The 10,557-nt window shown below is 73.9% G+C and carries 10 protein-coding genes and 2 rRNA genes; 10 read left to right on the top strand and 2 right to left on the bottom strand.

The features are described from left to right. The 4 genes from PV350_RS39790 to PV350_RS39775 all read left to right on the top strand — a co-directional run. Positions 1-101, top strand: a 23S ribosomal RNA gene (locus PV350_RS39790); the annotation flags it as partial. A gap of 105 nt (positions 102-206) precedes the next feature. Further along, positions 207-323: ribosomal RNA gene (gene rrf, locus PV350_RS39785) — 5S ribosomal RNA — on the top strand. A gap of 305 nt (positions 324-628) precedes the next feature. Then, positions 629-1,438, top strand: coding sequence for a hypothetical protein (locus PV350_RS39780; protein WP_500338316.1), 810 nt, complete (start codon positions 629-631; stop codon positions 1,436-1,438). 50 nt (positions 1,439-1,488) lie between these two features. Further along, positions 1,489-2,373, top strand: a complete 885-nt coding sequence (locus tag PV350_RS39775) for a hypothetical protein (protein WP_500338318.1) — start codon at positions 1,489-1,491, stop codon at positions 2,371-2,373. A gap of 74 nt (positions 2,374-2,447) precedes the next feature. Here PV350_RS39775 and PV350_RS39770 read toward each other — a convergent pair whose 3' ends face one another. After that, positions 2,448-3,731 carry a DUF1015 family protein gene (locus tag PV350_RS39770; RefSeq protein ID WP_499511095.1) on the bottom strand — a complete coding sequence of 428 codons (1,284 nt, stop codon included), beginning with the start codon at positions 3,729-3,731 and terminating at the stop codon, positions 2,448-2,450. Between the two features lie 72 nt (positions 3,732-3,803). Between PV350_RS39770 and PV350_RS39765 the strand changes: the two genes are divergently transcribed. Continuing rightward, positions 3,804-4,826: an HAD-IIA family hydrolase gene (locus PV350_RS39765; protein WP_500338314.1), complete on the top strand. Its 1,023-nt coding sequence runs from the start codon at positions 3,804-3,806 to the stop codon at positions 4,824-4,826. Here the strand turns inward: PV350_RS39765 and PV350_RS39760 are convergent. Next, the gene (locus PV350_RS39760) at positions 4,823-5,170 is read right to left on the bottom strand and encodes a sterol-binding protein (RefSeq protein ID WP_499511093.1); all 348 of its coding nucleotides are present in this window, start codon (positions 5,168-5,170) and stop codon (positions 4,823-4,825) included. The two genes, PV350_RS39765 and PV350_RS39760, sit on opposite strands and share 4 nt — an antisense overlap. Positions 5,171-5,317: 147 nt before the next feature. Here PV350_RS39760 and PV350_RS39755 point away from each other — a divergent pair, with 147 nt between their 5' ends. The 5 genes from PV350_RS39755 to recN are packed head-to-tail and all read left to right on the top strand — an operon-like array spanning position 5,318 to position 10,149. After that, complete coding sequence (locus tag PV350_RS39755) at positions 5,318-6,355, top strand: histone (RefSeq protein WP_500338313.1); 1,038 nt, start codon at positions 5,318-5,320, stop codon at positions 6,353-6,355. After that, complete coding sequence (locus PV350_RS39750) at positions 6,348-6,608, top strand: hypothetical protein (RefSeq protein ID WP_499511091.1); 261 nt, start codon at positions 6,348-6,350, stop codon at positions 6,606-6,608. Before PV350_RS39755 ends, PV350_RS39750 begins: the two co-directional genes overlap by 8 nt. 7 nt (positions 6,609-6,615) lie before the next feature. Then, a complete protein-coding gene (locus PV350_RS39745) occupies positions 6,616-7,422 on the top strand; it encodes a TlyA family RNA methyltransferase (RefSeq protein WP_499511090.1) in 807 nt (268 codons plus the stop codon). Continuing rightward, entirely contained in the window at positions 7,419-8,357 is a 939-nt protein-coding gene (locus PV350_RS39740; protein WP_499511089.1) for an NAD kinase, read from the top strand. The genes PV350_RS39745 and PV350_RS39740 overlap by 4 nt, the downstream gene beginning before the upstream one ends. Before the next feature lie 49 nt (positions 8,358-8,406). After that, the gene (recN, locus tag PV350_RS39735; RefSeq protein WP_500338312.1) at positions 8,407-10,149 is read left to right on the top strand and encodes a DNA repair protein RecN; all 1,743 of its coding nucleotides are present in this window, start codon (positions 8,407-8,409) and stop codon (positions 10,147-10,149) included. Positions 10,150-10,557 lie beyond the last annotated feature (408 nt).

The following is a 10,557-nucleotide window of genomic DNA, read 5'->3' as shown; positions in this document are numbered from 1 at the left end:
GGGGTTAAGGCTCCCAGTAGACGACTGGGTTGATAGGCCGGATGTGGAAGCCCAGTAATGGGTGGAGCTGACCGGTACTAATAAGCCGAGGGCTTGTCCTCAGATGCTCGCGTCCACTGTTTGGTTCCCGGGTTGCGAACGGTCGCACCGGTTGAACCAGTCACTTAACTGAAAAGTGTGCTTGTTCGCCTAACACCCGATGGTGTTTCGGTGGTCATAGCGTTAGGGAAACGCCCGGTTACATTTCGAACCCGGAAGCTAAGCCTTTCAGCGCCGATGGTACTGCAGGGGGGACCCTGTGGGAGAGTAGGACGCCGCCGAACAATCTTTGTGGACCCTCGGTCCTGGCCAAAGCGCTGGGACCGGGGGTCCTTTTGTTTTTTAGCGTGGTGCACAGTTCGCGAACTGGTACGAGAGACTGGCACTACGGCAGCACAAACGACAGGAGTCACGTCGATGTCCAACTCGCCCGAGGAACGGCCTGATCGGCCTGAGCGGCGCGCTCCGCGCCAGGGCGGCGACCGGGGTGGATACCGCAGCGGCGGCCCCCGGCGCGAAGGCGACCGGGCCGGCGGCGGTTACCGCCGCGACGACCGGCCGCGTGGGCGGTCCGAGGACCGGGGTCGTGATGACCGGCGTGACGACCGCGGTGGGCCCCGTCGCGACGACCGGCCGCGCGATGACCGACGCGATGACCGTGGTGGGCCCCGTCGCGACGATCGCCCGCGGTACGACCGTCCCCGTGAGGATCGTCCCCGTGACGACCGGCCGCGCTATGACCGTCCGCGTGAGGACAGGCCCCGTGTGGACCGGCCGCGTGACGACCGTGGTGGGTTCCGTCGCGATGACCGCGGTGGGTTCCGCCGTGATGACCGTCCTCGCGAGGACAGGCCTCGTGTGGACCGGCCGCGTGACGACCGTGGTGGGTTCCGTCGTGACGACCGGCCGCGCTACGACCGTCCCCGTGAGGATCGTCCCCGTGACGACCGGCGCGATGACCGCGGCGGCTTCCGTCGTGACGACCGTCCCCGTGAGGACAGGCCTCGTGTGGACCGGCCGCGTGACGACCGGCGCGATGACCGTGGTGGGTTCCGTCGTGACGACCGGCCGCGCTATGACCGTCCCCGTGAGGACCGGCCGCGTGACGACCGGCGCGATGACCGTGGTGGGTTCCGTCGTGACGACCGGCCGCGCTATGACCGTCCCCGTGAGGACCGGCCGCGTGACGACCGGCGGGACGACCGGCCCCGTGGGCCGCGCCGGGACGACGACCGTGGCGGCTACCGTCGCGACGACCGTCGGGACGAGCGTCCCCGCGGCCCGCGTCGTGATGACGAGCGGGGCCAGGGCGGCGGTCGGCGGCCGTACGTGCAGGGGCGCGGGCGGTTCGAGAACACCCGGGGCCGTGACGAGCGCCGAGAGGAGCGGGAGCCGGTGAAGCGGCTGCCCATCCCGGACGACGTGACGGGTCAGGAGATCGACCCCAGCGTGCGTCAGGAGCTCATGAGCCTGCCGAAGACGCTCGCCGAGGACGTGGCGCGCAACCTCGTCATGGTGGCCCGGTTGCTGGACGAGGACCCGGACCTGGCCTACGGCTACTCCAGGGTCGCGCTGCGACTCGCGTCCCGTGTCGCCGCCGTCCGTGAGGCGGCCGGCTTCGCCTCGTACGCCACGGAGCGGTACGCCGAGGCGCTGGCCGAGTTCCGGGCCTGCCGGCGGATGACGGGCACGGTCGACCTGTGGCCGGTCATGGCGGACTGCGAGCGGGGCATGGGCCGCCCGGAGCGCGCGCTGGAGATGGCGGGCGCGCCGGAGGTGCACAAGCTGGACCGCGCGGGTCAGGTGGAGATGCGCCTGGTGGCCGCCGGTGCGCGGCGCGACATGGGCCAGAACGAGGCCGCCGTCGTCACTCTGCAGAGCCCGGAACTGGCGTCCAACGCCGTGCACCCGTGGACGGCGCGACTGCGCTACGCGTACGCCGACGCGCTGCTCGCGGCGGGCCGTGAGGACGAGGCCCGGGAGTGGTTCGCCAAGGCGCTGGAGGCCGACCAGAGCGGCAGCACGGACGCCTCCGACCGGCTGGCGCAGCTGGACGGCGTGGCCTTCGTGGACGCGCTGGACGAGGGTGCCGACGAGGGCGCCGGGGCCGGCGCGCCCGTCACGGCGGACCGGGACGACGACCGTGACGACACCGACGCCGCCTCCGAGGACTCCGCGGACGCCGAGGCCTCCGACCACGAGGACCACGAGGACCACGAGGAGCACGAGGCCGGTGACGCCGGGGAGCCGGACGTCGACCTGACCGACGAGGCCGACCCGACGGCGTTCCTCGACGACCCGTTCAAGGAGCCCGCCAAGGGCACCGAGGACTGATCGCCGGAGCAACCGGAGCAAGGCGAAGTGCGGCATCCGCGTCACGCGGATGCCGCACTTCGCGTTGTGCGGCTTCAGGCGGGCGTGCCGTCGAGTTCCAGGCTGCGCAGCACCAGGCCGGTCGCCGGCTTCGGGCCGAAGGAGGTCGACTTGCGGGGCATCGTCACGCCCTGCTTGGCGAGGTCGTGCACGACGCTCTCGCGCACCGGGTGGATGAGCACGGCCGTGCCGCCGTAATGCTCGGCGCGCTCGACCGCGGCCTGGGTGTCGTGGATGTAGTGGATGTGCTCGGGGGCGTCCGGCACTTCCCAGATCCGGTCCAGGAGCAGGCTGTGCAGCACCGTGGCGTCCAGCTGCCGCCATTCCTCGGGCCGGTCCCCGGGGATGGCCCGGTCGAGGGCCTCGGTGTCCGGCCGGTCCAGGAGGCGGAAGCGGCCGTCGCCGGTGAGCAGGAAGGCGTTGCCCTCGGCCGCCGCGGCCTCCAGGGCGGCCAGGGCCTCCGGGAGGGGGCCGGGCAGCTCCTGTACGCGGAAGGCGTGGCGGGCCGCCTCGACGGCCCGCGCGACGGGCAGTTGCGGCAGGACGCGGTGGATGGCGCGGACCCGCAGCGGGTAGCGGGCGGTGTCCACCAGCAGCACCAGGCCGTAGTCCCAGGGACTGGGGGCCTCGTGCTCGGCCTGCAGCAGCAGGTACGTGGCCCAGCGGTGGTGGCCGTCGGCGATGACGGCCTGGTGCCGGGACAGGTCGGCGTCGACCGCGGCGATCGCCCCCGGGTCGGTGATCGCCCACAGCCGGTGGTGGATGCCGTCCTCGGTCGTCGTGGCCAGCAAGGGCGGCTCCGCGACGGTGCGTTCGACGACCTCGGCCGCCTCCCCGTCATCGCCCCGGTACGCCAGCAGCAGCGGTTCGAGGTTGGCGGCCGTGGCACGCATGAGCGCCGCGCGGTCGGCGACCGGGCCGGGCATCACGTCCTCGTGCGGCAGGACGATCCGTTCCTCGGGCGGGGTCAGGCGCAGGGCACCGATGAGGCCGCGCTGCACCTGATCGCCCTCGCGCTGCTCGTACACGTACAGGGCGGGCTTGGGGTCGAGGGCCAGGACGCCCTCCTCCTGCCATTGGAACAGCGCCCATGCGGCCTTGCGGTGCCGGCCGTCCGGGGGCTCGGCGGTGGGCAGGATGAGCCGCACGACATTGTGCGGGTCGGCTGTCTCCAGGTGCCGCTGTTCCTCGGGCCGGACGACGACGTCGTACGGTGGCGAGGTGACCGCGGCCAGGCTGCCGACCCGCTCGGGGACGTAGCGGAGCGCGCGGAACGGCGCCAGCCGCAAGCCCCGTACAGCGGGTCCGGAATTGCTCATCCGGGCATGCTACGCGGGTCATGTCCGCGAAGTGTGCCGAGTGATCGACGACATACGAGGAGCGACCGCCCGATGACCCACAGGACCGGCCCGGCCGGCAGTGAAAGCCCCCTTGACCAGGCGTACGACACCGCCCTGCTCGACCTGGACGGAGTGGTCTATGCGGGTGGTGACGCGATCGTGCACGCCGTGGAGTCGCTCGGCTCGGCGCGGGCCCACGGCATGCGGCTGGCGTACGTCACCAACAACGCGGCCCGCACGCCGCGGACCGTCGCGGAGCACCTGACGCGGCTCGGCGTGCCGGCCGAGGCCGCAGAGGTCATCACCTCCGCCCAGGCGGTGGCCCGGCTGATCGCGGATCAGGTCCCGGAGGGCGCACGGGTGCTGGCGATCGGCGGCGAGGGGCTGGTGGAGGCGCTGCGTGAACGCGGGCTCCAGCCGGTCGCCTCGGCCGACGACGACCCCGCCGCGGTCGTGCAGGGCTACTCGCCCAAGGTCGGCTGGGAGCAGCTCGCGGAGGCGGCGTACGCGGTCAACCGCGGTGCGCCGTGGTTCGCGTCCAACACCGACCTGACCATCCCGACCGCCCGTGGCACGGCACCGGGGAACGGCGCGCTCGTCGAGGTCGTCCGGATCGCGACCGGTGGCGAACCGCAGGTCGCGGGCAAGCCGCTGCCGCCCATGCACCGGGAGACGGTCATCAGGACCGGCGCGCGACGGCCGCTGGTGGTCGGCGACCGGCTCGACACGGACATCGAGGGCGCCCACGCGGGCGGCGTCGACTCGCTGCTGGTGCTCACCGGGGTCACCACTCCCGCACTGCTGCTCGCCGCTCCGCCGCAGCACCGGCCCACCTACGTGGACGCCGACCTGCGCGGCCTGCTCACCCCGCAGCCCGAGGTCACGGACGCCGGTGCGGGCGCGTACCGCTGCGGGGGCTGGACCGCCTCGGCGGGCGACGGGGCGCTGCTGCTGGACGGCGACGGCGAGCCCATGGACGGGCTGCGGGCGCTGTGCGCGGCGGCCTGGACACGGGCCGGGGACGGCTCCTGCGACCTGGACGCGGAGAAGGCGCTGGACCGGCTGGGGCTCTAGAGGAGCTTGCGCAGCCGCAGCAGGTCGCGGAAGCCCGCCTCCAGCTTGACCCTGCCGCTGCCCCACGCCTTGGCGAAGTGCAGCTTGCCGTCGACGAGCGCGACGAGGTCGTCACCGGCCATGGTCAGCCTTATCTCGGCGCGCTCGGCCGGCGGGCCCTGCACGGTGACCACGTCCTGGATGCGGCCGTCCACCAGACGTCCCACGAAGGTGACGTCGAGATCGGTGATGCGGCAGCTCAGCGAGCGGTCGAGAGCGGCCGCGCTGCGCAGGTCGCCCTCGGTCCCGGCGAGGTTCTCGGACAGCCGCTCGAGCGCGCTGCGGCACTCCTCGATGGTCGCCATGGGCTGTGCTTCTCCCGTTCGGACGTGGCTCGTGCTGGTGTTGATCGACGGTACCGCAGGGGACCGTCGGGGAGACGCGGCGCCATAGGCGGTAGCGTCGTGACCGACGAAGTCTGGGGAACTGGCGAAGGCGAGGAGTGAGGGCGTATGCGGGACGCGTTGCGGACCTGTCTGCAGATCGCGGGCGGCCTGACCGAGGCCACCCGGCGACGGGCGGTCGGGGCGGCCAAGGAACTGCTCGACCAGACCGGGATAGACGTCGACGCGGTCCAGCGGAGCATCGGCGAGCGGATCCCGCCCGAGGTGCAGACGCTCGCGGACGAGCTGATGGCGTCCGGACGGGCCAACCGCGACCTGCTCGTGGGTCTCATCCGCGAGGAGATCGACAAGGCGATGAGCCGGGTCGGACGGCTCGCGGACGAGGTCACCAAGGTCGGCGTCGTCCTGGAGGCCCTGGAACGCCGCATCCGGAACCTGGAGGACGACGACCGGGAGCCGGCCGGGGCCGACATGACGGACGAGGAGCCGGACCCCGGTCTGTACGTGCCGCCGCGGCCGCCGGCGGAGCATGCGCCGGTCGCCAGGCCCGAGCCCGCGCCCGCGCCCGCGAAGAAGCCCACGGGGACGGGCGCTCCCGCCGCCACCCCGGTGGCGCGCAAGAACGCCGCGCCGGCGCAGCCTCCCGCCACGCCTGCGGCTCCTGTGGTTCCGGAGCCCGACATGGCCGCGGGCACGGCTGCCGTGCCGGTCGCGCGGAAGAACGCGGCCCCGGCGAAGGCGCCCGCGGCGAAGAAGGCGGCCCCCGCCAAGAAGACCGCCCCGGCCAAGAAGACCGCGGCGGTACCAGGCGCGGCTGCGGCTGCGCCCGCGAAGAAGGCGACGGCGGCCAAGAAGCCCACCCCCGCCAAGAAGACCGCCGCGGTGTCCGGCACCGCTGCCACCGCCCCCGCCAAGAAGGCGACGGCGGCCAAGAAGGCCACCCCCGCCAAGAAGACCGCCGCGGTGTCCGGCACCGCTGCCACCGCCCCCGCCAAGAAGGCGACGGCGGCCAAGAAGGCCACCCCCGCCAAGAAGGCGGCCCCGGCGAAGACCACGGCCGCGGCGAAGAAGGCCACCCCCGCGAAGAAGGCCACCCCCGCGAAGAGGGCGGCGGGCCGCACGCAGGAGGTGAAGGGACGTGACTGAGACCGGGCTCGAGGGCGTGGCACCCGCGCCCGCACCGGAGGCTGCGGTCCCGGCGGAGGCGGTCGCCGACGCGGGGCCGCGTCCGCTGGGGGTCGTGCTGGACGCCACGGGGAATACCGAGGTGGACGCCGTCCTTGTCCGCCTGCGGGATGCCGACCTGCTTCCCACCGAGGACCACGTCGAGGTGTACGAGGATGTACACCGTGGGCTGCGCGACACGCTCACAGGACTCGACGCCGACAACAGGAGCTGAACCTCACGTGGCACGACGCCGACTCGACGCCGAGCTGGTGCGCCGGAACCTGGCCCGCTCGCGGGAGCACGCCGGGCAGCTGATCACCGCCGGCCGGGTGACCGTGGGCGGGACGACCGCGACGAAGGCCGCCACGCAGGTGGAGACCAGCGCCGCGGTCGTCGTCGCCGATGACGCCTCGGACCCGGACTACGTCTCCCGCGGCGGCCACAAGCTGGCCGGGGCGCTGGCGGCGTTCGTGCCCCACGGGCTGCTCGTGGAGGGGCGCCGCGCGCTGGACGCCGGGGCGTCCACGGGCGGCTTCACCGACGTGCTGCTCCGCAACGGCGCGGCGCACGTCGTCGCCGTCGACGTCGGCTACGGGCAGCTCGCGTGGTCGCTGCAGAGTGATGAACGCGTCACCGTGAAGGACCGTACCAACGTCCGCGAGTTGACGCTCGAGCAGATCGACAACCAGCCGGTGGACCTTGTCGTCGGCGACCTGTCCTTCATCCCGCTCGGGCTCGTCCTGCCCGCCCTCGTACGCTGCGCCGCGCCCGACGCGGACCTGGTTCTGATGGTCAAGCCGCAGTTCGAGGTGGGCAAGGAGCGACTGGGCAGCGGCGGTGTCGTCCGCAGCCCTCAGCTGCGCGCCGATGCCGTACGACAGGTCGCCGGACAGGCGGCCGCACTGGGACTGGGGGTGCTGGGCGTGACCGCGAGCCCGTTGCCGGGACCGTCGGGGAATGTGGAGTACTTTCTGTGGCTGCGCGCCGGGGCGCCCGAACTGGACCCGGCGGATGTTGACCGTGCTGTGGCGGAGGGGCCCCGTTGAGCGAGACGCACGAGACGCACGAGGTGCACGGGACGTCCGGCCGCACCGTCTTCCTCCTCGCCCACACCGGGCGGCCGGCGGCCATCCGCAGTGCCGAGCGGGTGGTCCAGGGGCTGAAGCGCTGCAACATCGGCGTACGGGTGCTGGCCGAGGAGGCCGAGGACCTGACGCTGCCCGGGGACGGCGGGGTGCAGCGGGTGCAGGAGATCGGCCCGGAGACGGTCGCGGACTGCGAGCTGATCATCGTCCTGGGCGGTGACGGCACGCTGCTGCGGGGCGCGGAGTTCGCGCGTGCCTCCGGGGTGCCGATGCTCGGCGTCAACCTGGGCCGGGTCGGCTTCCTCGCGGAGGCCGAGCGCGACGACCTGGACAAGGTCGTCGACCGCGTGGTCACCCGCGACTACGAGGTCGAGGAGCGCATGACGATCGACGTCCTGGTGCGCAACGACGGCCAGGTCGTCCACACCGACTGGGCGCTGAACGAGGCGTCGGTGGAGAAGCAGGCGCGCGAGCGGCTGCTGGAGGTCGTCACGGAGGTGGACGGCCGTCCGGTCTCCCGCTTCGGCGGCGACGGGGTGGTGATGGCGACCCCGACCGGGTCGACCGCGTACGCCTTCTCGGCCGGCGGGCCGGTGGTCTGGCCCGAGGTGGAGGCGCTGCTGATGGTGCCGATCAGCGCGCACGCGCTTTTCGCGAAGCCGCTGGTGACCTCCCCGAAGTCGGTGCTGGCGGTGGAGGTGCAGCCGAAGACTCCGCACGGCGTGCTGTGGTGCGACGGGCGGCGCTCGGTGGACCTTCCGGCCGGGGCCCGGGTGGAGGTCCGGCGGGGCGCGGTGCCGGTGCGGCTGGCGCGGCTCCACCACGCCTCCTTCACGGACCGGCTGGTCGCGAAGTTCGCGCTGCCGGTGGCCGGCTGGCGGGGCGCGCCGCACTGAGATTGCCCTCAGGGGTGAGGCCCGTCGCGCGGCGGCCCGCAAACCTCGTATGGTCGTATCCGTGTTGGAGGAAATGCGGATCCGGTCGCTGGGAGTCATCGAGGACGCCGTGGTCGAGCTGTCGCCCGGCTTCACCGCGGTGACCGGCGAGACCGGCGCGGGCAAGACCATGGTCGTCACCAGTCTCGGGCTGCTGCTGGGCGGCCGTGCCGATCCCGGTCTGGTCCGGATCGGTACAAAATCGGCGTCGGTCGAGGGGCGGATCACGCTGGCGGCGGGCGCGCCCGCAGCCGTGCGGGCCGAGGAGGCGGGCGCCGAGCTGGACGACGGTGCGCTGCTCATCAGCCGTACCGTCTCGGCGGAGGGCCGCTCCAGGGCCTTCGTGGGCGGGCGCTCGGTCCCCGTGGGGCTGCTGGGCGAGCTCGCGGACGAGCTGGTCGCCGTGCACGGCCAGACCGACCAGCAGGGCCTGCTGCGGCCGGCCCGCCAGCGCGAGGCGCTTGACCGGTACGCGGGCGACGCCGTCGCCGTGCCGCTGGCCAAGTACGCGGGCGCCTACCGGCGGCTGCGCGAGGTCGCGGGCGAGCTGGACGAGCTGACCACCCGGACCCGGGAGCGGGCCCAGGAGGCGGACCTGCTGCGCTTCGGCCTGGACGAGGTCGCCGCCGCGGAGCCGCTGCCCGGCGAGGACGCCGACCTGGCCGCCGAGGCCGAGCGGCTGGGCCACGCCGAGGCGCTCGCGTCGGCCGCGACCCAGGCGCACGCCGCGCTCGCGGGCAACCCCGAGGACCCCGAGGGCGTCGACGCGGGCATGCTCGTCGCCGGCGCCCAGCGCGCACTGGACGCCGTCCGCTCCCACGACCCGGCGCTGGCCGCGCTCTCGGACCGGATCGGCGAGATCGGCATCCTCCTCGGCGACGTCGCCGGCGAGCTCGCCGGGTACGCCGACGACCTGGACGCCGATCCCCGGCGCCTTGCGGTCGTGGAGGAGCGGCGGGCCGTCCTCGCCCACCTCACCCGCAAGTACGGGGAGTCCATCGACGCCGTCCTGGCGTGGGCCGAGCAGGGCGCGGCCCGGCTGGGCGAGCTGGAGGGCGACGACGAGCGGATCGGGGAGCTCACCGGGGAGCGCGACGCGCTGCACGCCGAGCTCGGCGACCTCGCCCAGGCCCTCACCGACGCCCGGGAGGAGGCGGCGGACCGTTTCGCCGCGGCCGTCACGGCGGAGCTCGCGCAGCTCGCCATGCCGCACGCCAGGGTCGGCGTCGCCCTCCGGCAGACGGAGGACGAGGAGGGCATCGAGGTCGGCGGCCGCCGGGTCGCCTTCGGCGCGACCGGCGCCGACGAGGTCGAGCTGCAGCTCGCACCCCACCCCGGCGCCCCGGCCCGGCCGATCGCCAAGGGTGCTTCCGGTGGTGAGCTGTCCCGGGTGATGCTCGCCGTCGAGGTCGTCTTCGCCGGTTCGGACCCGGTGCCGACGTACCTGTTCGACGAGGTCGACGCGGGCGTCGGCGGCAAGGCGGCGGTCGAGGTCGGCCGGCGCCTGGCGCGTCTGGCGCGGACCGCGCAGGTCGTGGTCGTCACGCACCTGCCCCAGGTGGCCGCGTTCGCTGACCGGCAGTTGCTGGTCGAGAAGACGAACGACGGGTCCGTGACGCGGAGCGGGGTGCGCGTGCTGGAGGGTGAGGAGCGGGTACGCGAGCTGTCGCGGATGCTCGCCGGCCTGGAGGACTCGGAGCTCGGGCGGGCGCACGCGGAGGAGTTGCTGGCCGCGGCCCGCGAAGCGCGCTGACGCGCGCCGGGCCCGGGGTGCGCGGCGTTCCGTCCTGCCGATGTCTTCGTGTGCCCAGCGGCCTGCTGGTTGCGGTCGTGGGCCCCGGGCCGAGTGCCGCGCTGGGGCGGTTTGCTGCCGGGAGGGCGTCCGGCCTTCGCCGCCGGGCGGATGGCCGACCACCGTCCGCGGTGTGAGGGGGTGCTGCCCGTCCCGCCTGCCGGGCGGCGTGCGGCGGGTCCCGGGAGGGGTTCGCGTCCACCGCGCTCGGAGCGTGTTCCGGGTGTCACCGTCGCCGTGGTCCCGGCGGCTGCGGGGGAGGCGGTCGTCGATGCCGCCGGAGGCACCGCCGTGCGCTGGCGGATGCCACGCCCGGCGGCGGGCCCATCTGCGGGCCCGCACCGCCTGAGACGGGGCTTCTCGGGGGTC

It is taken from the genome of Streptomyces sp. PA03-6a (genome assembly GCF_033792765.1).
Classification (GTDB): domain Bacteria; phylum Actinomycetota; class Actinomycetes; order Streptomycetales; family Streptomycetaceae; genus Actinacidiphila.
Note: the sequence above shows the minus strand (reverse complement) of the source record. Positions and strands in the feature narration are given on the sequence as shown.

Bases quoted from the DNA above. Each gene is read 5' to 3' on its own strand.
- PV350_RS39755 (WP_500338313.1), top strand. From the start codon at position 5,318: ATGCGGGACGCGTTGCGGACCTGTCTGCAGATCGCGGGCGGCCTGACC.
- PV350_RS39760 (WP_499511093.1), bottom strand. From the start codon at position 5,170: ATGGCGACCATCGAGGAGTGCCGCAGCGCGCTCGAGCGGCTGTCCGAG.
- PV350_RS39765 (WP_500338314.1), top strand. From the start codon at position 3,804: ATGACCCACAGGACCGGCCCGGCCGGCAGTGAAAGCCCCCTTGACCAG.
- PV350_RS39770 (WP_499511095.1), bottom strand. From the start codon at position 3,731: ATGAGCAATTCCGGACCCGCTGTACGGGGCTTGCGGCTGGCGCCGTTC.
- recN (WP_500338312.1), top strand. From the start codon at position 8,407: ATGGTCGTATCCGTGTTGGAGGAAATGCGGATCCGGTCGCTGGGAGTC.
- PV350_RS39780 (WP_500338316.1), top strand. From the start codon at position 629: ATGACCGGCGTGACGACCGCGGTGGGCCCCGTCGCGACGACCGGCCGC.